This is a genomic window from Ochrovirga pacifica, assembly GCF_000220525.1.
In the GTDB taxonomy this organism is placed as follows: Bacteria; Bacteroidota; Bacteroidia; order Flavobacteriales; family Flavobacteriaceae; genus Ochrovirga; species Ochrovirga pacifica.
Genome location: NZ_AFPK01000027.1, coordinates 22674 through 45866, shown reverse-complemented (window position 1 = coordinate 45866; position 23193 = coordinate 22674). Strand labels below are relative to the sequence as shown.

Sequence of the window (23193 nt, the reverse complement as noted above, 5' to 3'; positions counted from 1 at the left end):
TACTNTTTTTTTTATAAATTATTCTACTTTGCTTATAGGAACAATCAGCTTTTCGCTTAAAGCCCAGTCGTAAAAACGCTCTATCCAAGTGTCCGATGGAGTATTTCGTTTTAGCATACCAAAACCATGTCCGCCTTTGGCATACATGTGCAGGGCTACACTAAAACCCATTTCTTTCCAAGAGGTGTACAGGTGTATGCTTCCCATAGCCAAATCTAAAGGATCGTTTGTTGCACAAACAATAAGCATTGGAGGTTCGTTATCTTGAGGTTTTCTTACGGAGTATTTAGATGTCCAAGGATATATGGGAACCAAAAAATCGGGTCTGTTTGTAGTTTTGTAATTGTAAGCAACTCCCATAGTTACAGCACCCCCAGCAGAAAATCCCATCATTCCAATTTTAGTAGGGTCTACACCCAGATCAGCTGCATTTTTTCTTACATAATCAATAGCACTAAGTGCATCAGAGATAGCGTATGGAAATACTTTTTGCAACAATTCTTCTTTTTGTTCAGCAGTTCCGCTTACTTTACCTTTTTCCGAAGGAACCAATCGGTACTTTAATACAATGGCAGTAACTCCTTTTTTTACCAACCAATCGGCAACCATAGTTCCCTCACTTTCTATACTGTTAATGCGTAAACCACCTCCTGGAGCAATTACCACAGCAGTCCCTGTATTGATTTCCTTTTTTGGGGAATAAATTAAAATACTGGGTTCAGCTATGTTAGAAAGGCGTAAAATATTTGTTTTTTCACTATGTACAGTTCCCGACCATTTAACATCTTCGGCAGGTCTGTAGGCCAACTTTACTTCTTTTTGAGCATGTAATTGAACTGTTAAGCACAGAAAATAAAGGATTGCTATAGGTAACTTTTTCATTGTTTTATGATTTATAGTTTAAAATAAAATCCGTCTTCTTTTAATTTTTGATATACTTCCTCATCAAAACGATACAACACAGCAGGTTTATGGGCAACATTTTTTTGTTTTTTTCCAGTATTAATTAGTAATTTCATTTGATTTAATTTTGTTCTAAAATTACGTTTATTTAGTTCTATTTGTAAAATGGCTTCGTACAAATGTTGTAAATTGGTTAAACTAAATATTTCGGGCAACAAGTTAAATCCAATAGGTTCGTGTCTAACTCTTCTTTTAAGTCTTCTGTGTGCAGATTCAATAATTTCTTTATGATCAAATGCTAGCTCTGGTAGTTTGTCCACATCACACCATTCTAGTTTTTCGGCAGTATAACCTGCGTGTGGCGAGTAATTTTCTATGTTGATTAATGCATAGTAACTAATGGTAACCACTCGTTTGCCAGGGTATCGGTGGGTTTCTCCAAATGCTTTAATTTGTTCCAAATAGATGTCATCTAAATCAGTTATCATTTTTAGAGTGTTTTTTGCACTATCATAAATGCTAACATCTTCGTCTAAAAAATCACCAGGTAAGGCCATCAATCCTTTAGAAGGTTCGTTTTTTCTTTTAATCAGAAGCACTTTTAGACTTTCATTCTGAAATCCAAAAATGACACAGTCTACAGAGGTTTCTATCATATTTATAGTGTTCTTAAGTCAAAATTATACATAGTGCATAAAAATATGCTGCTCTTTTAATTTTTGATTGTATTTTTTGTTATTTTTACTTTGTTTAAAAAGTAAACTAAGTTGTTTTGGTTTTGTGGATTTGAAACAAAACTAAACATATTAATCCAAGAAACGATGTTATCAATAGGTTTTGATTTAGGAAGTTCGTCTGTAAAAGCAGTTTTGTACAACAATCAGACAAAAAAGGTACTGGCTACAGCTAGTTATCCCGATAGGGAAATGAAAATGAATGCCCCCAAAGAAAACTGGGCAGAGCAACATCCAGAAGATTGGTGGGAAAATGTATTAAAAGTAACCAATCGACTTTTTGAAAAAACAGAAGAACCAAGAAACAAAGTAACTGCTATTGGTGTTGCTTACCAAATGCATGGTTTGGTTACTTTAACAAATACCGGGGCAGTAGTTAGACCTGCTATTATTTGGTGTGATAGTAGAGCTGTTGAGGTAGGAAATAAAGCGTTTGAACAAATTGGAGCAGAAAAATGTTTAGAAAGTATGTTGAATTCCCCAGGGAATTTTACAGCATCTAAATTGGCTTGGATAAAGGAAAACGAACCAGAAGCGTATCAACAGATTGCAAAAATTATGTTACCTGGAGATTATATTGCCTACAAATTTACCAATCAAATAACGACTACAGCTACAGGACTTTCAGAGGGAGTTTTGTGGGATTTTAAGAAAGAAGAATTAAGTAAAACCATAGTAGATCATTTTGGATTTGCAACGGATTTGTTCCCGAAAATTGTTCCTGTTTTTGCAAATCAAGGACAAATTTCAACAGAAATGGCAACGAAATTCGGTTTTAGTCCTAAAGCAATGGTATCTTACAGAGCAGGTGATCAGCCTAACAATGCGTTTTCTTTAAATGTATTAAAAGCAGGAGAAATTGCTGCTACAGGAGGTACATCTGGAGTGGTGTATGGAGTAGTAGATCAGTTAAAATATGATGTCAATCAGCGTGTAAATACTTTTGCCCACATCAACCATAGTATAAACGATAGAAAGTTAGGAGTTTTATTGTGCATTAACGGAACAGGTAGTGCATATGCTTGGTTGCGTAATAATTTGGCATCGGATAAAGATTATTTTGAGCTAGAAAAAATGGCTCAAGAGGTTGCTTCAGGAGCAGAAGGTTTGTCTTTTTTACCTTTTGGAAACGGAGCAGAACGTATGCTAAACAATCAAATTGTAGGAGCTCAGTTTGAAGGATTACAGTTTGCTAAACATGGACTAAACCACATGGTTAGAGCTTGTTTAGAAGGAATTGCTTTTTCTTTTGTGTACGGAATTCGTTGTATGAAAGAGTTGGGGCTAAACCCTAAAGTGATAAAAGTAGGAAACGATAATATGTTTCAATCTCAGATTTTTGCAACTACTATTGCTACACTAACAGAAGCAGAAATTCAGGTAAAAGAAACTTCGGGAGCTGTAGGTGCTGCTATAGGGGCAGGATATGGAGCAGGAGAAATAGAAAGTTTAGAAGCAGCTTTTGCTCAGGAGAATAATATCAAAACTCACCAAGCAGATAGTCAACAAAAAGAAGCATTAGAAACTGCTTATCAAAAATGGCTAAAAGCATTAGAATCAAAATTAAAATAATATACAATTTATAAATTATGTCAAAATTAACCATCGGAAGTAAAGAGTACTTCAAAGGAATAGGAGAAATTAAGTTCGAAGGAAAAGATTCAAAAAATCCTTTAGCTTACAAATATTACAATCCAGACCAAGTAGTTGCAGGAAAAACAATGAGAGAACATTTTAAATTTTCTGTAGCGTATTGGCATACGTTCTGTGGTCAAGGCTCTGATCCTTTTGGACCAGGAACTCAAAATTTTGAGTGGGATCAAAATGCAGATCCAATCCAGGCAGCTAAAGACAAAGCAGATGCCGCTTTTGAGTTTATTACCAAAATGGGATTTGATTATTATTGTTTTCATGATTTTGATTTGGTACAAGAAGGAGCAACTTTTGAAGAGTCTGAAGCTCGTTTGAAAGAAATTGTAGCCTACATTAAACAAAAGCAAGAAGAGAGTGGAGTAAAATTATTGTGGGGAACAGCCAACTGTTTTTCTAACCCACGTTATATGAATGGTGCTTCTACAAACCCAAACTTTGAAGTAGTAGCAAGAGCTGGAGCTCAAATTAAATTGGCTTTGGATGCAACAATGGAATTAGGTGGTGAAAACTACGTGTTTTGGGGAGGACGTGAAGGGTACATGTCTTTATTAAACACAGATATGGGACGTGAGTTAAACCACATGGGACAGTTTTTAGGAATGGCAAGAGATTATGCACGTAATAAAGGGTTTAAAGGAAACTTTTTTGTAGAACCTAAGCCTATGGAACCGACCAAACATCAGTACGATTTTGATGCTGCTACTGTGATTGGTTTTTTAAACAAACATGGACTGCAAGACGACTTTAAGATTAATTTAGAAGTAAACCACGCAACTTTAGCAAGCCACACGATGCAACACGAAATGGATGTAGCGGCACAAGCAGGTATGTTAGGAAGTATTGATGCAAACCGTGGAGATTACCAAAACGGATGGGATACAGATCAATTCCCAAATAACATTCAAGAAACGGCAGAAGCCATGTTGGTATTCTTAGAAAATGGAGGTTTGCAAGGAGGTGGAATCAACTTTGATGCAAAAATAAGAAGAAACTCAACAGACCTAGAAGATGTATTTTTAGCACACATTGGGGGTGCAGATACTTTTGCAAGAGGTTTATTGGTTGCTGATAGAATTTTAAGAGAATCAGACTACAAAGCGTTAAGAGAAAAAAGATATGCTTCTTTTGATGCAGGAAAAGGAAAAGCATTTGAAGAAGGAAAATTAACTTTTGAAGATTTGTATGCCATTGCTAAAGAAAACGGAGAGTTACAAAGTATAAGTGGTAAGCAAGAGTTGTTCGAAAATATTGTAAACAACCATATTTAATCCTTAAAAAAGTTATAAAAAATGCTAGCGTTAGTAAGCCCAATACATATCTAATTTTTTTATTATGAGTACATCACAATCCGCATATTTAACCAAATTAACCTTAGTAGCAACCCTTGGGGGCTTGTTGTTTGGTTACGACACCGCAGTAATTTCAGGAACTGTTAGTTCTTTAGAACACTTTTTTGTACTTCCCAAAGGATTGGAAGAATCTGCAGCCAACTCTACCTTAGGAATGTTGGTTTCTAGTGCATTGATTGGTTGTATTATTGGTGGTTTGTTTGGAGGGTTGGTTAGTAAAAAATTAGGCCGTAAAAAGGGATTGATTCTAGCAGCCATTTTGTTTTTGCTATCAGCTATTGGTTCTGCTATGCCAGAAATGCTAGTAAAAACCATAGGTGAAGGCGATCATACTTTTATGAGTACTTTTATTGTGTATAGGGTTATAGGAGGAATTGGTGTTGGACTAGCTTCTATGTTGTCGCCATTGTATATTGCAGAAATTGCACCCGCTAACATTCGTGGAAAATTGGTTTCAATGAATCAATTTGCTATTATTTTTGGAATGTTAGTAGTGTATTTTGTCAATTATTACATTGCTTCACAAGGAGACGATTCTTGGATAGATACTATAGGATGGAGATGGATGTTTGCTTCGGAAATTATCCCAGCCTCTCTCTTTTTATTCTTTTTATTTACGGTGCCCGATACTCCTAGATCTTTGGTGTTAAAACAGCAACCTGAAAAGGCATTAGAGGTGTTGACCAAAGTAAATGGAGCTTCTAAAGCAAATTCTATTTTAGAAGAAATTAAAGGAACTATAGAAACAACCTCAGGTAAATTGTTCTCTTTTGGAGTACCTGTAATTATTATTGGAGTATTACTTTCTGTATTTCAGCAGTTTGTAGGAATCAACGTGGTGTTGTACTATGCTCCCGAAATTTTTAAAAGCATGGGCTCAGGAACCGATACCGCTTTGTTGCAAACCATAATTGTGGGTGGGGTAAACCTAGCCTTTACAATATTGGCCATTCAAACAGTTGATAAGTATGGAAGAAAACCTTTAATGATTATTGGAGCATTGGGGATGGCAACTGCGATGTTTGCTTTAGGAGGAACTTTTTATAGCAAATCTATGGGAGTTTTTGCATTGCTTTGTATGTTGGTTTACGTAGCAGGTTTTGCCATGAGCTGGGGGCCGGTATGCTGGGTGTTGTTGGCAGAAATTTTTCCCAATAAAATTAGAGGCAAAGCATTGGCAGTAGCAGTAGCAGCCCAGTGGATTTCTAATTATTTAGTTTCTTGGACTTTCCCTATGATGGATAAAAATACTTATCTTGTGGAGCAATTCAACCATGGTTTTGCCTATTGGATTTACGGTGTGATGGGATTGTTAGCAACGTTAATAGTGTGGAAGTTTGTACCTGAAACCAAAGGAAAAACACTAGAAGAAATGGAACATATTTGGAAAAAATAATTAACAAAAAATAGAAAAAATGAAATTTTTTATCGACACAGCAAACCTTGAACAAATTAAGGAAGCGCAAGCATTAGGAGTGTTAGATGGGGTAACAACCAATCCATCATTAATGGCTAAAGAAGGGATTTCTGGAGAGGAAAACATCTTACAACACTATCGTGATATTTGCGATGCTGTTGATGGAGATGTAAGTGCAGAGGTACTTTCAGTAGATTTTGATGGAATGGTAAAAGAAGGAGAAGCTTTGGCAGCCTTAAATCCACAAATTGTGGTAAAATTACCAATGATAAAAGACGGAATTAAAGCGTGTAAATACTTTAGCGAAAAGGGCATTAAAACCAATGTAACTTTAGTTTTTTCTGTAGGACAAGCATTATTAGCTGCAAAAGCTGGAGCAACGTATGTATCTCCATTTATTGGTCGTTTGGATGATATTTCTACAGATGGATTGCACTTAATTCAGGAAATTAGAGAAGTATACGATAATTACGGTTTTGAAACTGAAATTTTAGCTGCTTCTGTACGTCATACGATGCATATTGTAGACTGTGCTAAAATTGGTGCCGATGTGATGACAGGACCATTAAAAGCTATTGAAGGTTTAATGAAACATCCTTTAACAGATAGCGGTTTGGCTACTTTCTTAGAAGCAGCAAAAAGCATGTAGTCGTTCTTCGATTTTATTTAATAAAGTTGGAAAGCCCTCGCATTTTTATTAAGATGACGAGGGTTTTTAATACCTCCAAGCCACAAACCTACTTTGCTTGTTTCCTTGTTGCATGTCTACAATTTTTACTTCTGTAGGATTGGTTTTGTTAATGGCTCTTTTAATGTTTTTTAAATGTTCTTTTTGAGAAACTAAAGAAGTAAACCATCCTACCTGAGTTTTAAATAAAACACTTTCTTCGGCCATTTTTTTTACAAAAGTTTCTTCGCCACCTTTGCACCACAATTCGTTAGATGTTCCTCCAAAGTTGAGGTTTTCTTTTTCGGTGAGTTTTAAATTTTTATTTTTTTGGTTGTTTTTTTGAGCTGCATCAAAAGAATTTTTAAAAAACGGAGGATTGCATACCACTACATCAAAATAGTCATTGGGTTGAATAATGTTTTCTAAAATAGAGTTTTTAAAACGTTGTGGTCTAATGGTTATAGTTGTTAAAAGAGGATTATTTTTAACAATATCTTTGGCATTATTAATAGATTCGTTATCAACCTCACTCGCTGTACATAGCCAATTAAAATGACAAGTTCCTAAAATCGGATAAATTAAATTAGCTCCTGTACCTATGTCTAACAAATGAATGTCTTTTTTGTTGTCTAGTAAATCAGCAACATGTAACAAATAATCCAAACGTCCAGGAATGGGTGGACATAAATTTTGCTTTGGAAGATCCCAGTAATCTAAATAGTAATACAGCTGCAATAGTGCTTTGTTCAACTCTTTTACAGCATCTTTATCGGCAAACTTTATGGTTTGATTTCCGTATGCATTTACAAAAACATATTTTTGCAAAGCTGAATTTACTCTAGTAAGCTTATCAAAGTCGTAATTGTTCTGAAAAGGATTGTTAGGGTGCATGTTTTTATTTGTTGGTAAAGATAACACAAAGATGTATTAGAAAAGAATGATACGCAAAGGCTAGTGTTTACCAAAAAGTAACAAAAAAACGTTCAAATTTATCATTGCGTTTTATCCAAATTAATGGACTATGTTTTACAGCAATTTGTTCTAAAATAATTGGTTTGACTTCTACATAGGTCATCCACTTGTTATTGTATTTAGGGTCAATTAACCAGTCTTGTTTTTTAGGAACATGATATAAGGCCATTGGAAATAAGTAGTCTATTTCTTTGTAACTGATATAATAACCTTTAATGCAATTTTTGTTAATGTTTGGAAAAGTATGATTCACTAAGCTTAAAGGAATGTATAATTGTGCTTTGAAATGAACGGATTGTTGAATCTCATTCACAGGAATTCCTATGCTTGTTAATAACTTTTGAGTAGCCTTATGATATAGCTGAGGAAATTGTTTTTCTTTTAATTTTGTTAGTTTTTTAACTAAAGAATCTCTTAAGTTGGGGCCTACCCATCGATCAATTTCATAAGGAATATCTGTTTTGTACAAGTAAAATTTATATGTGAGTTCTATGTGCTGAATTCCAGAAGGTGTACTACAAATAAAATCCAGTTCTCCAATAGTCTGGTGTTTGTTTATTTGCAATTGTATGTTGTTGGCTAAGGGAGTGTAGTTGGTAAGTTTTTCTAAATTTTTTTGATAAAATATTTCTACTAGTTTTCCCAACCTGTAATGTTTTGTAGTATCAATATCAGAGAGATTTATAGTGTCAGAAAAAGGCAGGTTTATTTGCGGATAGTCAAAAAAAGAGTTGTCTAACCATAAATTAGGTTGATCTTTAAAGCCTAGATATTGATATGTTAATTGTTCTAAATTGGCCAATTTACAAAGCTTTTAAGTGTTGTTCTAAAATTTTTACTCCTTTTACAGCAGATTCTTGTATACAAGTATAATGTTTGGGTACCTCTATTTCATCTACTTTTGGATCGATAATAAATACCGGAGTATTTTTGGGGACGTTGTAAATCAGTCCTGCAGCAGGGTATACTTGTAAACTGGTACCAATAATCACAAAAACATCAGCAGTTTCACAAATTTCAGCAGCTTTGTTTAGCATAGGTACTTCTTCACCAAACCAAACAATATTAGGTCTAAGTTGATGTCCTTCTGGGCAAAAATCGCCTAACTGTATTTTATCACCACCAATATCTTTTATATAAGCTGGGTTGTTAAAGCTTTTTACTTCGGAGAGTTTTCCGTGTAAATGGATTACGTTTTTACTACCACTACGTTCGTGCAAGTCATCTACATTCTGAGTAATTATAGTTACATTGAACTGTTTTTGTAATAAGGCTAAATAAGTATGTGCTTTATTGGGAAAAACGCTTGCTGCTTTTGATCTTCGTTGATTGTAAAAGTCCAACACCAATTCTGGGTTTCTATGCCAACCATCAATAGAAGCCACATCCATTACATTATGGTTTTCCCACAATCCATTATGGTCTCTAAACGTTTTTACTCCGCTTTCGGCACTAATTCCTGCTCCTGTAAGTACTACTAAGTTTTTCATAATTGATTTTTTACGAAGATAAGCGTTGTTGATTCAAGTTTCTTGATTTCTAGTTTCTAAGTCGAACTCATTATATTTTCATTGTTAATCCTATACGTTTGTTGCTTACATCTAGTTGCAGAATTTTTACTTTTACCACCTGATTTAGATGCAACACATCATTAGGAGATGAAATGTATCGATCTGTAATTTGAGAAATATGAATCAACCCATTTTCCTTAATTCCCAAATCTACAAAAGCACCAAAATTGGTAATATTGGTTACTTGCCCCTGTAGAATCATTCCTTCGTGTAAATTTTCAATATGGGTAATGTTTTTATCAAAGCTTAATTGATCTTCTTGTTTTCTAGGGTCTTGGTTCGGTTTAGCCAATTCGTTCAGTAAATCGATTAAAGTCAATTTTCCAAGTTTCTCTTGTAAATAAATATCTTTAGTCAAAGACAAAATACTTTGGTTTCCAATCATTTCTTTTACAGATATTTTTAACTGTTTGGCTATCAGTTCGGTTTCTTTGTATAGTTCTGGGTGAACTCCAGTATTGTCTAAAGGTTGATTGCCTTGCACTCGTAAAAAACCAGCGCATTGTTCAAAAGCTTTGTTTCCTAAACGAGGTACTTTTTTTAGTTGATTGATGTTGGTAAACATTCCATTTTCTTTCCTATAATCAACAATATTCTGAGCCAAACCAGAGCCAATACCTGCAATGTATTGCAATAAATATTTACTAGCAGTATTCAGTTGAACACCAACTTTGTTTACACATTTTTCTACGATATGATCCAACTCTTTTTTTAGCATGCTTTGATCTACATCATGTTGGTATTGACCCACGCCCAAAGATTTTGGATCTATTTTTACCAATTCTGCCAATGGATCCATCAACCTACGTCCTATACTTACAGCACCACGTACGGTAATGTCGTGCTCAGGAAACTCTTCTCTTCCAATTGCTGAAGCAGAATAGATAGAAGCACCGTCTTCATTCACCATATAAATTTCAACAGAATGCTCAAAACGAATTGATTTTACCAAACTTTCAGTTTCTCTACCCGCTGTTCCATTTCCTATGGCAATAACTTCTATTTGGTGCTTGTTTACCAAATGAGTTAAAGTAGCTATAGTTTTATGTGTTTGATGTTGCGGAGGATGTGGATAAACAACAGTATCTTCTAACAAATCTCCTTGGGTATTTAAGCAAACCACCTTGCAACCTGTTTTAAACCCAGGGTCAATGGCAAGTGTTTTCTTTTTACCTACAGGAGCCGCTAACAATAATTGCTCTAGGTTTTTAGAAAAAACTTGTACGGCATCTGCATCTGCCTTTTGTTTAAGTTCTTTAAGCAATTCTTTTTCTAAAGCAGGTTTTAAACTTTTGTTATAGGCAGTTTGTAAAGCTTGTTGTATCAATTCAGAAGATTCACTGTTTCCTTTTACAAAATTTCTTTCTAATTGAGCTATGGTAGTGGTTTTGTCTACAGTAATTCCAGAACTCAGCAATCCTTCTTCGGTTCCTCTTAAAATGGCTAAAATGCGATGAGATGGCACCTTGGTGGCTTTTTGTTCAAAATCAAAATAGGTTTTGTAAGTCTGAGCCTCAGTTTCTTTTCCTTTTTTTAGTTTGCTAAACAATAGTCCTTCTCTAACAAACAATCGCCTTAGTTGATTTCTACTGTACACATGCTCTGTAACCCATTCTACAATAATGTCTAACGCTCCTTGTATAGCTTCTTCGTTATTTGCAATACTGCCTTTCACAAATTTGTTAACATTAAGACTGTAATTATTTTGAGACATGATGATTTTGGCTAAGCCTTCCAAACCATTTTCACGTGCTACACTGGCTTTGGTTTTGCGTTTGCTTTTGTAAGGCAAAAACAAATCTTCTAATTCTTTTTTATCCCAACAAGCATTAATTTTGGCTAACAATGTACTCTCGTTAATTTTTTGTGCTGTCAGGCTTTGAATAATGTATTCTTTTCTTTTAATAAGATCTTGTACCAGCTCATGTTGTTTCTGAATGCCAAAGATTTCATGATCTTCTAAACCTCCTGTTTGATCTTTTCTGTAACGGGCCACAAAAGGAATTGTAGCCCCATCATTTAAAAGGTTCAAAACAACGCGAACTTGTTTGTCAGAAATTTGGGTAAATTGTGCTACCAAAGACGAATAATCCATACTGTAATTAAAACTGTTTTTTAAGGGATGTAAATATAGTTTTTAAGTGTTTTTAAAACTATTAATTGGTTTAGTTTTGCTGATTGGTTAGATTTAACAAAGCGGAATTTACAAAAGTAAAGTCAATTTAGTATCTTGCCACATATTGAATTTTGAGATGAATTGGATTGATAAAATTCGTTATTTTTTTGAGCGTTACGGTTTTGATGTTTCATCAAGATTGGCAGACCGATTAGGAATAAGAACTGTAAACGTGCGGTTGTTTTTTGTGTACATATCTTTTGTAACCCTAGGAGCTACGTTTGGATTGTATTTAACCTTAGCTTTTTTATTAAAATTAAAAGATATGATTCGCACCAAAAGAACCTCAGTTTTTGATCTGTAAAAAGCGATATGCTAAGTAAAATTTTTAAAGGCTTGTTTTTATTTGCGATTGTTCTTATTATAGGAACAATAGGTTTTACCATCGCGTTTAATTACACCGTGTTAGATGCTTTTTTTATGACCATTATTACAGTAACTACTGTAGGTTTTGGAGAAGTACAACCTTTAGATGAAAGTGGTAAATTGTTTACCATTTTTTTATTGCTGATTAGTATTGTAGCATACGGATATTTGGTAACTACCATTTCGGAGTTTTTTTCTAATGAAATATTGGCCCAAGCCTACCGAGCAAAAAAAAAATAAAAAAGATTTCTAAAATGGAAGGACATACCATTATTTGTGGTTTTGGTAGAAACGGAAGACAAGCCTACGAAAAACTAAAAAAATTTAACATTACCTGTGTGGTTATCGAAAAAGAAGAAACCATTTTAGATGGTATTATCGATCCTAATTTAACCATTATTAAAGGAGATGCAACCAATGATGAAATTTTACAAAATGCAGGAATAGAAAAAGCAAGTCATTTAATTGCAGCTTCGTCCTCAGATGCTAATAATGTGTATATTGTACTATCTGCAAGACAAATCAATCCTAAACTAAACATTGTAAGCAGGTCTAGCAGCGATCAATCTGTAGAAAAGTTAAAAATAGCTGGAGCAAACAATGTAATTATGCCCGATCGGTTAGGAGGAGAGCATATGGCCTCTTTGTTAGTAACCCCAGATTTGGTAAAGTTTGTAGATAGATTAAGTGCAGAAGGAGAAAACAATGCGTTTTTAGAAGAAATTTCCGTAGAAGAATTGCCTAATGAATATATGATGAAGTCGATTAGTGACCTAGATGTTAGAAGAAACTCTGGTTGTAATGTAATTGGTTTTATCACTCAAAAAGATGAGTATATAGTAAACCCATCGTCTAAAACTATTTTGGAACCCCACTGCAAACTCATTGTACTGGGAAGACCTGAACAAATTAAAAAATTTAAAGAAGTTTATGAGTAAAACAATTCGTAAAAAAGTACAAACCATCGTCGGATTTTTGATGGTAATTTTTCCAACATTTTCTTTTGCCTCTATTGATGAGTTAATTGAAGAAAAGTTTCAGCCCATATCTCATGTAGTTACACAAATAGTGTTCTACGACATTCAGATTGGACCAAAAACAGTTCCTATTGTTTTGATTATTTTACTGGTAGGAGCCCTGTTTTTTACCTTGTACTTTAAGTTTGCAAATATCCGTTTGTTAAAAGTAGCTTTTAAAGCCACCAAAGGAGATTATGATGAAATAGATCATGCTTTTGAAGAAGGAGATTCTATCGAAAAAATTAAAGACGTAGCAGATTCTGACAAAGAAAGAGAAACAACTCCTGTTATTGGAGTGGTTACTCATTTTCAAGCTTTAACAGCTGCTTTGTCTGCAACCGTAGGGCTAGGAAACATTGCTGGGGTTGCTGTTGCCATTGCCTTAGGAGGGCCAGGAGCAATTATTTGGATGATTTTAGCTGGATTTTTAGGAATGTCTACCAAACTTGTTGAAGCTACTTTGGGAGTAAAGTACAGAGAGGTAAGTGATGAAGGTAAAATATACGGAGGTCCTATGTATTACTTAAGAAAAGGACTGGCAGAAAAAAACTTAGCCAAATTAGGAAAAGTATTGGCAGGTATGTATGCAGTTTTTGTTGTAGGAGGTTCTTTTGGAGGTGGAAATATGTTTCAATCCAATCAAGCAACAGCACAGTTTATGTCTCTTACAGGAATGAAGTCTGGATTCTTTTTTGGAGTATTTTTAGCTGTTTTGGTAGGGATTGTAATTATTGGAGGTATTAAAAGGATTGGCCAAGTAACCGAAAAAGTAGTTCCCTTTATGGGAATTTTATTTGTTGGAGCTTCGTTAATCATCATCTTTAAAAACTTTGAAATGATTCCTGATGCAGCATTGCAAATATGGCAAGGAGCGTTTGATAGTAGTTCTTTATTAGGAGGTTTTGTAGGAGTGATGATTGTAGGTTTTCAAAGAGCAGCCTTTTCTAATGAAGCCGGAGTAGGATCTGCATCGATTGCCCATGCAGCTGTAAAGACAAAATTTCCGGCAAGTGAAGGGATTGTAGCAAGTATAGGTCCTTTTGTAGATACAGTAGTTATTTGTACAATGACCGCTTTGGTTATTGTAATAACCAATTTAAAAAGCAATTTGTTTGAATACGGAAAACTTGAAGGAAGTAATGTAATAATGAACGGAACAGGAGAGCAATTAGGAGGGGTAGATTTAACTTCTGCTGCTTTTGACTCTTCAATTCCTAATTTTTCTATTGTACTAACGGTTGCGGTAATTTTATTTGCTTTTTCTACGATGTTGTCTTGGTCTTATTACGGAATTCAAGGATGGAGCTATTTGTTTGGAAAGGGGAAAGTAGCAGATATAACTTATAAAGTATTGTTCTTATTGGTAATTATTGTAGGAGCCTCTTCTTCGTTAAACTCAGTGGTAGAGTTTTCAGATTCCATGATTTTTGCCATGGTGTTTCCCAATGTAATAGGTTTGGTGATTTTAGCCCCTAAAGTACGTCATGAAATTAAACGATATTTAACAGCAATCAAACACAAAGTAGAAGATTGATGAAATTTTCATAACTTACAAAAGTTATGAAAAGAAGTTTAATAAAGTATACAAAAAGTCAACGCAATGGAATTTTTGCGTTGGCTTTTTTGATTTTGCTATTACAGCTATTTATATGGCTGTATTCCTTTTCAAGAAAGGAACAATCAAGTATGGTAATAACCCAAGAACTACAACAGGAAATACATCAATTAAGGAAACAAGCTGCAGAACCAAAACGTTACACTTTTAACCCCAATTATATTTCTGATTACAAAGCATACCAATTAGGAATTTCTGCCAAACAGATAGATAGATTGTTTGCTTATCGACAAAAAGGGAAATACGTGAATTCTGGGAAAGAGTTTCAGGAAATTACTCAAATTTCAGATTCATTATTAAAAGAACTCACTCCGTATTTTAAATTCCCAGACTGGGTAAAAAACAAAAAGACAATTAAAAGAGATAAGCCTAAGAAACATATAAAAAATAAGGTTGTTTTAAAAGATATTAACAAAGCAACCACAAATGATCTTAAAAAAATAAGTGGAATCGGAGAAAAAAGAGCTGCTACTCTTATTAAATATAGAAACTTATTGGGTGGTTTTGCATCAGATGCTCAGTTAAAAGAAGTTTGGGGAATTCCAGAAGAGGTTCTGGTTAATCTTCAGAAAGAGTTTAGAGTGCTTTCTGCTCCAGAAATCCAAAAAATAGATGTAAATCTGGCTACGTTAGATGAGTTAAAAGGCATAGTTTATATAAATTATAAACAAGCAAAATCTATAGTAATCTATAGAAGCAAAGTGGGGGAAATTAAGAACTTAGCAGAGTTAAAAACAATAAGAGATTTTCCAGTGGACAAATATGAGTTAATAAGTTTATATTTGCACGCTCATTAAAACAGCTAAAACTTTTTTTGAATGAACTTTGAGCAAAACGAAACCCAAAAAATGATAGCAGAATCCATAAAAGATTTTGCTAAAATTCATATTGCTCCCAACGTTAATCAATGGGATGAGAGTCAATTATTTCCGGTAGAACTGTTTAAGAAATTAGGAGAAATGGGGTTTATGGGAGTTTTAGTTCCTGAAACTTATGGAGGGGCAGGGCTTACCTATCATGAATATATCACGGTGATAGAAGAAATTTCTAAAGTAGATCCTGCTATTGGTTTGTCGGTTGCTGCTCACAACTCACTTTGTACAGGGCATATTATGCAGTTTGCTAGCGATGAACAAAAAAAGAAATGGTTGCCGAAATTAGCAACAGGAGAATGGATTGGAGCTTGGGGGTTGACAGAGCATAATACAGGATCGGATGCAGGAGGTATGAATACTACAGCTGTTTTGGATGGAGAAGCGTATATTTTAAATGGTGCTAAAAATTTTATTACCCATGCTATAAGCGGAGATATTGCTGTTGTAATTGCAAGAACAGGAGCAAAAGGAGATTCTCATGGAATGACAGCTTTTGCGGTAGAGAAAGGAACTCCTGGATTTACATCAGGAAAAAAAGAAGACAAATTAGGAATGCGTGCTTCTGAAACTGCAGAACTTATTTTTGATAATTGTAGGGTTCCAAAAGAAAATATTTTAGGAGAAGTTGGAGAAGGTTTTGTACAATCTATGAAAGTATTAGACGGAGGTAGAATTTCTATTGCTGCTTTGTCTTTAGGGATTGCAAAAGGAGCTTATCAGGCTGCCTTAAAATACGCTAAAGAAAGAATACAGTTTGGAAAACCAATTTCATCGTTCCAAGGAATCTCGTTCAAGTTGGCCGATATGGCAACAGAAATAGAAGCATCAGAGTTATTAACACACAAAGCAGCAGCTAAAAAAGAACTAGGAGAGCGAATGACAACTATAGGAGCAATGGCTAAAATGTATGCATCTGAAACATGTGTTAAGGTAGCAAATGAAGCGATTCAGATTCACGGAGGTTATGGATATACCAAGGATTTTCCTGTAGAGAAATTTTTTAGAGATAGTAAGTTGTGTACCATAGGCGAAGGAACAACGGAAATACAAAAAGTGGTAATCTCTAGAGACATATTAAAAGACTAGTTTTTAAGATGAAAAAGGTGAATGTTTTAAAGTTGTAAGAGTAAAAACTTTATATTTTTTATACTTGCAGCTTCGTAAATTTTGTATATCTTTGCAGTCCGAAAATAAGAATCAAAAAACACTAAAAATATATTACGACATGAAGGGAGGTGCTAAATTATGTTAATCATTCCAGTAAAAGACGGAGAAAACATTGATAGAGCTTTAAAGCGTTTCAAAAGAAAATTTGACCGTACAAAGACTATGAAAACTTTGCGTGAACGTCAACAATACAACAAACCATCTGTTGTAAACCGTAAGCAAAGAATCAAAGCAGCTTATGTTCAACGTATGAAAACAAATGCAGAACAAGCATAATTAGCTTAAACTGCTCAAAAACTAAAACCCTGTGATTGCCACAGGGTTTTTTTTGTATCTTCCAGTTATTAAGATTGTTTTATGGAATTACTTCAAAAATTTATTGATTATCTGAGCTTGGAAAAAAAGAATTCCAGCCATACTGTTACCGCTTATCAAAAAGACATCAAAGACTTTTTAGTGTATATTAGAAATACGGCTTTAGTAGACTGTTTGGAAGTAGATAAAGATGTAGTAAGATCTTGGGTAGTGTTTCTTAAAAAGAAGCAATTAAGCAACAGGAGTATCAATAGAAAGTTAAGTTCGTTAAAAGCATTTTATAAATTTCTGCAAAAAATAGAAGAACTCCATCAAAACCCAGTAGAACAGCAAAAAAGCTTAAACGAAGAAAAAAAAGTAATGATTCCTTTCTCAGAACAGGAAATAGAAGCAGCACTAACTTTAGAGGTGAAAGGACTGTCTGAGTTTGAAAAATATAGGAACAAAATGATGATACATCTTTTGTATGCTTCAGGAATAAGACAAGCAGAATTGATTGGCTTAAGAATAGAAGATTTAGAATTATCTAACAAAACCATAAAAGTTACAGGAAAAAGAAACAAGCAGCGCATGATTCCGCTTTATGATGCAGTTGTGGAAGAGTTGGTTTGTTATTTAAAACTTAGAAGTCAGATTGATACAAAAGACAGTTCGCTCTTTGTAACAAAAAGAGGAGCTAAATTGTACAGTTCACTTGTTTATCGAATTATAAATTTATATTTTAGTGAGACTTCCACTAAGCAAGTTAAAAGTCCACATGTATTAAGGCATGCCTATGCAACGACTTTGGTAAATAATGGAGCAGATCTAAACTCAGTAAAAGAATTGCTAGGGCATTCTAGTTTAGCTGCTACCCAAGTTTATACGCACAATAGCTTAGAAAAGTTAAAACAAGTATATAACCAGGCACACCCTAGAAATGCCACAAAAAAGTAACTGTATGAAAGTAAACATTCAATCCGTAAATTTCACAGCAGACAAAGATTTGGTAAACTTTGTGCAAAAGAAAGTAGCAGGCTTAGAGAAATTCCACGATAAAATCGTAGATGCAGAAGTGTTTTTAAAGGTGAAGCAGACCAGCGAGAAAGAAAACAAAGTGACAGAATTGAAACTGAATGTTCCCAATCATGATCTAATGGTTAAAAAAGAAGCAAAGACCTTTGAGGAAGGGATTAGTTTGTGTGTAGACTCTATGAGAAGGCAGGTAATGAAGACCAAAGAAAAGGAAAGAGAGTTGCAGCAATAAAAAAAGATAAAATATTTAATGTTTTTTTTGCATGATATCTAAAACTTTATAAATTTGCAGTCCGTTAAGATAGCGGGCTGTTTTTTTATGGCTTGTTAACATAACAAAAAAGCCGATGTAGCTCAGCTGGCTAGAGCAGCTGATTTGTAATCAGCAGGTCGGGGGTTCGAGTCCCTTCATCGGCTCAAGAAAACAAGAAGGTAATTACTTGTTTAAGTTCCATAACATTATTGGATTGGTGAGATACTCAAGTGGCCAACGAGGGCGGACTGTAAATCCGCTGACTATGTCTTCGAAGGTTCGAATCCTTCTCTCACCACAATTTTAAACTTTATTAAAGTTGAAATAAGCGGGAGTAGCTCAGTTGGTAGAGCGTCAGCCTTCCAAGCTGAATGTCGCCGGTTCGAACCCGGTCTCCCGCTCAAAAAAGTTCATTAAGAAAATTATCTTCATAAGATGGTTTTTGTTTAGAGCTAAAAAGTTATATCGGATTTTAGATATGAGATGTTAAGAAGTAGATGATGGGTCTTATGTTCGAGTATTTAATATCAAATATACCATTGCCGGTGTAGCTCAGTTGGTAGAGCGCATCCTTGGTAGGGATGAGGTCACGGGTTCAAATCCCGTCATTGGCTCAAAATCGTAAAGGTTTTAAGAATAAACACTAAATATATAACTAAGAATAAAAATTAAGAATCATGGCAAAGGAAACATTTGACCGTTCGAAACCGCACTTAAACATCGGTACAATCGGACACGTTGACCACGGTAAAACTACTTTAACTGCTGCTATTACTACTGTATTGGCAAAAGTAACTGGAGCTCAAGTAAGAGATTTCGATACGATCGATAATGCACCAGAAGAAAAAGAAAGAGGTATTACTATTAACACATCTCACGTAGAGTATGAGACTGAAAAACGTCACTACGCTCACGTTGACTGTCCAGGTCACGCCGATTATGTAAAGAACATGGTAACTGGAGCTGCACAGATGGATGGTGCTATTTTGGTAGTAGCTGCAACTGATGGACCTATGCCACAAACTCGTGAGCACATCTTGTTAGGACGTCAGGTTGGTATTCCTCGTATCGTTGTTTTCTTAAACAAAGTTGATATGGTTGATGATGAGGAGTTGTTAGAGTTAGTAGATATGGAAGTTAGAGACTTGTTGTCTTTCTATGACTACGATGGTGATAATACTCCAGTAATTCAAGGATCTGCATTAGGAGGATTGAACGATGAGCCAAAATGGGTTGAGACAATCTTAGAATTAATGAATGCTGTTGATGAATGGATTGAAGAGCCAACAAGAGAAGTAGATAAAGATTTCTTAATGCCAATTGAAGATGTTTTCTCTATTACAGGACGTGGTACTGTTGCTACAGGACGTATCGAAACTGGAGTTGCATTAACAGGTGAAGCTGTTGATATTATTGGTATGGGTGCTGAAAAATTAACTTCTACTATTACTGGAGTTGAGATGTTCCGTAAGATTTTAGATAGAGGTGAAGCAGGAGATAACGTAGGTATTTTGTTAAGAGGTATTGAAAAGTCTCAAATCAAAAGAGGTATGGTGATCTGTAAGCCAGGTTCTGTAACTCCACACGACAAATTTAAGGCAGAGGTTTATATCTTGAAAAAAGAAGAAGGTGGACGTCACACTCCATTCCACAACAACTACCGTCCACAGTTCTACGTACGTACAACAGACGTAACAGGAACTATCAATTTACCTGATGGAGTAGAGATGGTAATGCCAGGAGATAACTTAACTATTACTGTAGATTTACACTCTCCAATTGCAATGAACGTAGGATTACGTTTCGCAATCCGTGAAGGAGGTAGAACAGTAGGAGCTGGTCAGGTTACTGAAATCTTGTAATCATAAAGATTATATTATAATATTTGGAGCTTAGTATAAGCTAAGCTCCTTTTTTACGGGCGTAGCTCAGTTGGTAGAGCACTGGTCTCCAAAACCAGGTGTCGGGAGTTCGAGCCTCTCCGCCCGTGCAAAAACAAAGGAATTATATTTTATATAGTTCCTTTTTTTAACAAGAAAATTAAAAAAAGATATAAAGTTATTTGCGTGTTGAATAATTTTATATCTTTGCACCACTTTTTAAGAAAAATAATATGAATATTATAGAATACGTAAAGTCGTCATTTTCAGAATTAAAAGATGAAATGACTTGGGTGTCTAAAGAAGAAGCTCAGAAATCTACTGTAGTAGTAGCTGTATTTACTATTGTATTTGCCGTAGTAGTATTTGCTGTAGATCAAGGTTTTCAAAAGGCATTAGAAGGTTTTTTTAATATTATAAAGTAAAAAGTAGTTATGGCTGATTCTGTAAAGAAATGGTATGTAGTAAGAGCAATCGGAGGTCAGGAAAATAAGGTCAAGTCTTATATTGAACAAGATATAGCAAGATTTGGTCTGTCTGATTATGTCGATCAGGTTTTGGTACCTACAGAAAAAGTCGTTCAAGTACGTAACGGGAAAAAAAGTACAAGAGAGCGTGTTTATTTTCCTGGATATGTAATGGTTCAGGCAAATTTAAGTGGAGAAGTTCCTCACGTAATAAAAGCGGTTACAGGAGTAATTGGTTTTTTAGGAGAAACTAAAGGAGGAGATCCTGTTCCGATGAGACAAAGTGAAATTAACAGAATGTTAGGTAAAGTAGATGAATTGACTGTAGAAGCAGATAACAATGTTGCAATACCTTACACTGTTGGTGAGACCGTTAAAGTAGTAGATGGACCTTTCAATGGGTTTGATGGAATAATCGAAGTAATTCACGAAGATAAGCGTAAGTTAGAAGTAATGGTTAAGATTTTTGGAAGAAAAACACCATTAGAATTAAACTATATGCAAGTAGATAAAATATCATAAATAAGAATGTTACAATTTAGTTTTGTGCTGGCTTCCAACTTATAAGTACAAGGCTTAATTTAATTTTATATTAAAATGGCAAAAGAAGTAAGTAAGATTGTAAAATTACAGGTAAAGGGAGGGCAAGCAAATCCTTCACCACCAGTAGGTCCTGCTTTAGGTGCTGCCGGAGTTAACATTATGGAGTTCTGTAAGCAGTTTAATGCAAGAACTCAAGACAAACAAGGAAAAGTATTGCCAGTTGCTATTACAGTATACTCGGATAAATCTTTTGAGTTTGTAGTAAAAACTCCACCAGCTGCAGTTCAGATTTTAGAAGCTGCAAAACTAAAAGGGGGGTCAGGAGAACCTAACCGTAAAAAAGTAGCAGATATTACTTGGGATCAAGTAAAAGTTATTGCGGAAGATAAAATGCCAGACTTAAATGCTTTCACAGTAGAGTCGGCAATGAAAATGATTGCAGGTACTGCAAGATCAATGGGTGTAACAGTAAGTGGAGAAGCTCCATTTTAATTAATAGACAAGTAAGACATGGCAAAATTAACAAAAAAGCAAAAAGAAGCTCAAGCTAAGGTTGACCGTTCTAAAGTTTATTCTTTGAATGAAGCATCTACTTTAGTAAAAGAAATTACATCAGCTAATTTTGATGCATCTGTTGATATCGCTTTGCGTTTAGGAGTAGATCCAAGAAAGGCAAATCAAATGGTTCGTGGAGTAGTAACTTTACCTCACGGAACGGGAAAAGATGTTAAAGTTTTAGCTTTAGTAACTCCAGACAAAGAAGCAGAAGCAAAAGAAGCGGGAGCTGATTATGTTGGGTTGGACGAGTATTTAGCAAAAATTAAATCAGGATGGACTGATGTTGATGTGATCATTACAATGCCTTCTGTAATGGGTAAATTAGGGCCGTTAGGACGTATCTTAGGACCTAGAGGTTTAATGCCTAACCCAAAAACAGGAACAGTAACAATGGACATTAGCAAGGCTGTTTCTGAAGTAAAAGCAGGTAAAATTGACTTTAAAGTAGACAAAACAGGTATTGTTCATGCTGCTATCGGTAAAGTTTCTTTTGATGCTCAGAAATTGACGGAAAACGCAAATGAATTAATTCAAACGATAATTAAGTTGAAGCCAACAGCGGCTAAAGGAACTTACATCAAGAGTGCATTTATCTCTAGTACACAGTCTCCTTCAGTTCAGTTGGATACCAAATCACTTTAATTAGCTGTTAAAACTTATACACAATGACAAGAGAAGAAAAATTTCAAGTAATTGAAGATTTGACAAGCCAATTAGAGGATAATGGAGTAATTTACATTGCTGATATTTCAGGATTGGATGCAGCAACAACTTCAAACTTAAGAAGAGCTTGTTTTAAAGCAGGTATCAAATTATCTGTTGTAAAAAATACATTGCTAGAAAAAGCAATGGAGAAGTCTGAAAAAGACTTTGGAGAATTGCCTACTATCTTAAAAGGAAATACGTCTGTATTGTACTCTGAAGTAGGGAATGCACCTGCAAAATTAATCAAAGAATTTCGTAAGTCAGCAAAATCTGAAAAGCCTTTGTTAAAAGGAGCTTATGTAGAAGAAGCTGTATATGTAGGAGATAATCAGTTAGAAGCACTTGTAAGTATCAAGTCTAAAGATGAAGTTATCGGAGACATCATTACGTTATTACAATCACCTGCTAAAAACGTTGTATCAGCTTTACAATCAGGTGGTCAAAAGCTTTCTGGAATCGTTAAGACTTTATCAGAGCGTCCAGAATAAATTAAGCGCACAAATAAATTAATATAAAAACTTTAAAGAAACGAGAAAATGGCAGAATTAAAAGATTTCGCAGAACAATTAGTAAACTTAACAGTAAAAGAAGTTAACGAATTAGCAACTATATTAAAAGAAGAGTACGGTATCGAGCCTGCTGCTGCTGCTGTAGCTGTAGCTGCTGGAGGTGGTGCTGCTGGAGCTGGTGAAGCTGCAGAAGAAAAAACTGAATTTGATGTAGTATTGGTTGAAGCTGGTGCTTCTAAGTTGAAAGTTGTAAAAGCTGTTAAAGAATTAACAGGTTTAGGATTAAAAGAAGCTAAGGAATTAGTAGACGGAACTCCATCTAACATTAAAGAAGGAATCGCTAAAGACGAGGCAGAAGGAATCAAAGCTTCATTAGAAGAAGTAGGAGCAAAAGTTGAGTTGAAGTAATTTTTACTACTCAAAACCTTATAGGTTTAGGTCTTTCCCATACGGGTTAGACCT

Annotated in this window: 26 protein-coding genes and 5 tRNA genes; 25 read left to right on the top strand and 6 right to left on the bottom strand. The window is 34.8% G+C overall.

Translation table 11 applies throughout. The annotated features are described in order from the left end of the window. Nucleotides 1-18 precede the first annotated feature (18 nt). Together FS85_RS15100 and FS85_RS0104435 are read right to left on the bottom strand one after the other, a co-directional pair. Nucleotides 19-882, bottom strand: a complete 864-nt coding sequence (locus FS85_RS15100; RefSeq protein ID WP_010134858.1) for an alpha/beta hydrolase — start codon at nt 880-882, stop codon at nt 19-21. Between the two features lie 11 nt (nt 883-893). Then, nucleotides 894-1559: an NUDIX hydrolase gene (locus tag FS85_RS0104435; protein WP_010134857.1), complete on the bottom strand. Its 666-nt coding sequence runs from the start codon at nt 1557-1559 to the stop codon at nt 894-896. Nucleotides 1560-1724: 165 nt separating this feature from the next. Between FS85_RS0104435 and FS85_RS0104430 the strand changes: the two genes are divergently transcribed. The 4 genes from FS85_RS0104430 to fsa all read left to right on the top strand — a co-directional run bounded on the left by FS85_RS0104430 (nt 1725) and on the right by fsa (nt 6705). Next, entirely contained in the window at nt 1725-3209 is a 1485-nt protein-coding gene (locus FS85_RS0104430) for a xylulokinase (protein WP_029489267.1), read from the top strand. Between the two features lie 17 nt (nt 3210-3226). Further along, nucleotides 3227-4558, top strand: a complete 1332-nt coding sequence (gene xylA, locus FS85_RS0104425; protein WP_010134855.1) for a xylose isomerase — start codon at nt 3227-3229, stop codon at nt 4556-4558. 64 nt (nt 4559-4622) lie between these two features. Then, nucleotides 4623-6035: a D-xylose transporter XylE gene (xylE, locus tag FS85_RS0104420; RefSeq protein ID WP_010134854.1), complete on the top strand. Its 1413-nt coding sequence runs from the start codon at nt 4623-4625 to the stop codon at nt 6033-6035. Between the two features lie 19 nt (nt 6036-6054). Then, complete coding sequence (gene fsa, locus FS85_RS0104415; protein ID WP_010134853.1) at nt 6055-6705, top strand: fructose-6-phosphate aldolase; 651 nt, start codon at nt 6055-6057, stop codon at nt 6703-6705. Nucleotides 6706-6771: 66 nt separating this feature from the next. On the opposite strand, the gene rlmF is transcribed toward fsa, so the two are convergent. The 4 genes from rlmF to FS85_RS0104395 form a co-directional block, all read right to left on the bottom strand. Further along, nucleotides 6772-7617 (bottom strand): 23S rRNA (adenine(1618)-N(6))-methyltransferase RlmF, encoded by an 846-nt coding sequence (gene rlmF, locus FS85_RS0104410; RefSeq protein WP_010134852.1) that lies wholly within the window; start codon nt 7615-7617, stop codon nt 6772-6774. Nucleotides 7618-7684: 67 nt separating this feature from the next. After that, nucleotides 7685-8500 (bottom strand): DUF1853 family protein, encoded by an 816-nt coding sequence (locus FS85_RS15095; protein ID WP_010134851.1) that lies wholly within the window; start codon nt 8498-8500, stop codon nt 7685-7687. 1 nt (nt 8501) lies between these two features. Further along, nucleotides 8502-9188, bottom strand: a complete 687-nt coding sequence (locus FS85_RS0104400; protein ID WP_010134850.1) for an SIR2 family NAD-dependent protein deacylase — start codon at nt 9186-9188, stop codon at nt 8502-8504. A gap of 70 nt (nt 9189-9258) precedes the next feature. Next, nucleotides 9259-11364 carry a Tex family protein gene (locus tag FS85_RS0104395; protein ID WP_010134849.1) on the bottom strand — a complete coding sequence of 702 codons (2106 nt, stop codon included), beginning with the start codon at nt 11362-11364 and terminating at the stop codon, nt 9259-9261. A gap of 157 nt (nt 11365-11521) precedes the next feature. Between FS85_RS0104395 and FS85_RS0104390 the strand changes: the two genes are divergently transcribed. The 21 genes from FS85_RS0104390 (at nt 11522) to rplL (ending at nt 23139) form a co-directional block, all read left to right on the top strand. Further along, nucleotides 11522-11749 carry a PspC family transcriptional regulator gene (locus FS85_RS0104390; RefSeq protein WP_010134848.1) on the top strand — a complete coding sequence of 76 codons (228 nt, stop codon included), beginning with the start codon at nt 11522-11524 and terminating at the stop codon, nt 11747-11749. An 8-nt stretch (nt 11750-11757) separates the two neighbouring features. After that, a complete protein-coding gene (locus tag FS85_RS16845; RefSeq protein WP_010134847.1) occupies nt 11758-12051 on the top strand; it encodes a potassium channel family protein in 294 nt (97 codons plus the stop codon). Between the two features lie 14 nt (nt 12052-12065). Further along, nucleotides 12066-12749, top strand: a complete 684-nt coding sequence (locus FS85_RS15925) for a potassium channel family protein (protein ID WP_010134846.1) — start codon at nt 12066-12068, stop codon at nt 12747-12749. Then, entirely contained in the window at nt 12742-14364 is a 1623-nt protein-coding gene (locus tag FS85_RS0104380) for an alanine/glycine:cation symporter family protein (protein ID WP_010134845.1), read from the top strand. The genes FS85_RS15925 and FS85_RS0104380 overlap by 8 nt, the downstream gene beginning before the upstream one ends. 26 nt (nt 14365-14390) lie before the next feature. Further along, nucleotides 14391-15242, top strand: a complete 852-nt coding sequence (locus FS85_RS0104375) for a ComEA family DNA-binding protein (RefSeq protein ID WP_010134843.1) — start codon at nt 14391-14393, stop codon at nt 15240-15242. A gap of 21 nt (nt 15243-15263) precedes the next feature. Beyond that, nucleotides 15264-16406, top strand: coding sequence for an acyl-CoA dehydrogenase family protein (locus tag FS85_RS0104370; protein WP_010134842.1), 1143 nt, complete (start codon nt 15264-15266; stop codon nt 16404-16406). A gap of 159 nt (nt 16407-16565) precedes the next feature. Then, nucleotides 16566-16763, top strand: a complete 198-nt coding sequence (rpsU, locus tag FS85_RS0104365; RefSeq protein ID WP_010134841.1) for a 30S ribosomal protein S21 — start codon at nt 16566-16568, stop codon at nt 16761-16763. Between the two features lie 81 nt (nt 16764-16844). Beyond that, entirely contained in the window at nt 16845-17738 is an 894-nt protein-coding gene (locus tag FS85_RS0104360) for a tyrosine-type recombinase/integrase (protein ID WP_033194565.1), read from the top strand. A 4-nt stretch (nt 17739-17742) separates the two neighbouring features. Beyond that, the gene (hpf, locus tag FS85_RS0104355) at nt 17743-18048 is read left to right on the top strand and encodes a ribosome hibernation-promoting factor, HPF/YfiA family (protein ID WP_010134839.1); all 306 of its coding nucleotides are present in this window, start codon (nt 17743-17745) and stop codon (nt 18046-18048) included. Between the two features lie 111 nt (nt 18049-18159). After that, a tRNA-Thr gene (locus FS85_RS0104350) sits at nt 18160-18233 on the top strand. A 52-nt stretch (nt 18234-18285) separates the two neighbouring features. Continuing rightward, nucleotides 18286-18367 (top strand) — tRNA-Tyr (locus FS85_RS0104345). 30 nt (nt 18368-18397) lie between these two features. Continuing rightward, a tRNA-Gly gene (locus FS85_RS0104340) sits at nt 18398-18470 on the top strand. A gap of 140 nt (nt 18471-18610) precedes the next feature. Further along, a tRNA-Thr gene (locus FS85_RS0104335) sits at nt 18611-18683 on the top strand. A gap of 63 nt (nt 18684-18746) precedes the next feature. After that, nucleotides 18747-19931, top strand: coding sequence for an elongation factor Tu (gene tuf / locus FS85_RS0104330; protein WP_010134838.1), 1185 nt, complete (start codon nt 18747-18749; stop codon nt 19929-19931). Nucleotides 19932-19986: 55 nt separating this feature from the next. Further along, a tRNA-Trp gene (locus tag FS85_RS0104325) sits at nt 19987-20059 on the top strand. 123 nt (nt 20060-20182) lie between these two features. Further along, the gene (secE, locus tag FS85_RS0104320) at nt 20183-20374 is read left to right on the top strand and encodes a preprotein translocase subunit SecE (protein WP_010134837.1); all 192 of its coding nucleotides are present in this window, start codon (nt 20183-20185) and stop codon (nt 20372-20374) included. A 9-nt stretch (nt 20375-20383) separates the two neighbouring features. After that, nucleotides 20384-20938 carry a transcription termination/antitermination protein NusG gene (gene nusG, locus FS85_RS0104315; RefSeq protein ID WP_010134836.1) on the top strand — a complete coding sequence of 185 codons (555 nt, stop codon included), beginning with the start codon at nt 20384-20386 and terminating at the stop codon, nt 20936-20938. A gap of 75 nt (nt 20939-21013) precedes the next feature. Then, on the top strand, nt 21014-21451 hold the full coding sequence (gene rplK, locus FS85_RS0104310; protein ID WP_010134835.1) for a 50S ribosomal protein L11: 438 nt from the start codon (nt 21014-21016) through the stop codon (nt 21449-21451). A gap of 18 nt (nt 21452-21469) precedes the next feature. Further along, on the top strand, nt 21470-22159 hold the full coding sequence (rplA, locus tag FS85_RS0104305; protein WP_010134833.1) for a 50S ribosomal protein L1: 690 nt from the start codon (nt 21470-21472) through the stop codon (nt 22157-22159). A 23-nt stretch (nt 22160-22182) separates the two neighbouring features. After that, on the top strand, nt 22183-22710 hold the full coding sequence (gene rplJ / locus FS85_RS0104300) for a 50S ribosomal protein L10 (protein WP_010134832.1): 528 nt from the start codon (nt 22183-22185) through the stop codon (nt 22708-22710). A 48-nt stretch (nt 22711-22758) separates the two neighbouring features. Then, nucleotides 22759-23139, top strand: a complete 381-nt coding sequence (gene rplL, locus FS85_RS0104295) for a 50S ribosomal protein L7/L12 (RefSeq protein ID WP_010134831.1) — start codon at nt 22759-22761, stop codon at nt 23137-23139. Nucleotides 23140-23193 lie beyond the last annotated feature (54 nt).

Coding starts and splice junctions, on each gene's coding strand:
- xylE (WP_010134854.1), top strand. CDS start 4,623: ATGAGTACATCACAATCCGCATATTTAACCAAATTAACCTTAGTAGCA.
- FS85_RS0104400 (WP_010134850.1), bottom strand. CDS start 9,188: ATGAAAAACTTAGTAGTACTTACAGGAGCAGGAATTAGTGCCGAAAGC.
- FS85_RS0104375 (WP_010134843.1), top strand. CDS start 14,391: ATGAAAAGAAGTTTAATAAAGTATACAAAAAGTCAACGCAATGGAATT.
- rplK (WP_010134835.1), top strand. CDS start 21,014: ATGGCAAAAGAAGTAAGTAAGATTGTAAAATTACAGGTAAAGGGAGGG.
- fsa (WP_010134853.1), top strand. CDS start 6,055: ATGAAATTTTTTATCGACACAGCAAACCTTGAACAAATTAAGGAAGCG.
- FS85_RS0104360 (WP_033194565.1), top strand. CDS start 16,845: ATGGAATTACTTCAAAAATTTATTGATTATCTGAGCTTGGAAAAAAAG.
- FS85_RS0104370 (WP_010134842.1), top strand. CDS start 15,264: ATGAACTTTGAGCAAAACGAAACCCAAAAAATGATAGCAGAATCCATA.
- rplA (WP_010134833.1), top strand. CDS start 21,470: ATGGCAAAATTAACAAAAAAGCAAAAAGAAGCTCAAGCTAAGGTTGAC.
- FS85_RS0104390 (WP_010134848.1), top strand. CDS start 11,522: ATGAATTGGATTGATAAAATTCGTTATTTTTTTGAGCGTTACGGTTTT.
- FS85_RS0104435 (WP_010134857.1), bottom strand. CDS start 1,559: ATGATAGAAACCTCTGTAGACTGTGTCATTTTTGGATTTCAGAATGAA.
- rplL (WP_010134831.1), top strand. CDS start 22,759: ATGGCAGAATTAAAAGATTTCGCAGAACAATTAGTAAACTTAACAGTA.
- xylA (WP_010134855.1), top strand. CDS start 3,227: ATGTCAAAATTAACCATCGGAAGTAAAGAGTACTTCAAAGGAATAGGA.
- FS85_RS16845 (WP_010134847.1), top strand. CDS start 11,758: ATGCTAAGTAAAATTTTTAAAGGCTTGTTTTTATTTGCGATTGTTCTT.
- FS85_RS15925 (WP_010134846.1), top strand. CDS start 12,066: ATGGAAGGACATACCATTATTTGTGGTTTTGGTAGAAACGGAAGACAA.
- hpf (WP_010134839.1), top strand. CDS start 17,743: ATGAAAGTAAACATTCAATCCGTAAATTTCACAGCAGACAAAGATTTG.
- FS85_RS0104430 (WP_029489267.1), top strand. CDS start 1,725: ATGTTATCAATAGGTTTTGATTTAGGAAGTTCGTCTGTAAAAGCAGTT.
- rplJ (WP_010134832.1), top strand. CDS start 22,183: ATGACAAGAGAAGAAAAATTTCAAGTAATTGAAGATTTGACAAGCCAA.
- FS85_RS0104380 (WP_010134845.1), top strand. CDS start 12,742: ATGAGTAAAACAATTCGTAAAAAAGTACAAACCATCGTCGGATTTTTG.
- rlmF (WP_010134852.1), bottom strand. CDS start 7,617: ATGCACCCTAACAATCCTTTTCAGAACAATTACGACTTTGATAAGCTT.
- rpsU (WP_010134841.1), top strand. CDS start 16,566: ATGTTAATCATTCCAGTAAAAGACGGAGAAAACATTGATAGAGCTTTA.
- nusG (WP_010134836.1), top strand. CDS start 20,384: ATGGCTGATTCTGTAAAGAAATGGTATGTAGTAAGAGCAATCGGAGGT.
- secE (WP_010134837.1), top strand. CDS start 20,183: ATGAATATTATAGAATACGTAAAGTCGTCATTTTCAGAATTAAAAGAT.
- FS85_RS0104395 (WP_010134849.1), bottom strand. CDS start 11,364: ATGGATTATTCGTCTTTGGTAGCACAATTTACCCAAATTTCTGACAAA.
- tuf (WP_010134838.1), top strand. CDS start 18,747: ATGGCAAAGGAAACATTTGACCGTTCGAAACCGCACTTAAACATCGGT.
- FS85_RS15100 (WP_010134858.1), bottom strand. CDS start 882: ATGAAAAAGTTACCTATAGCAATCCTTTATTTTCTGTGCTTAACAGTT.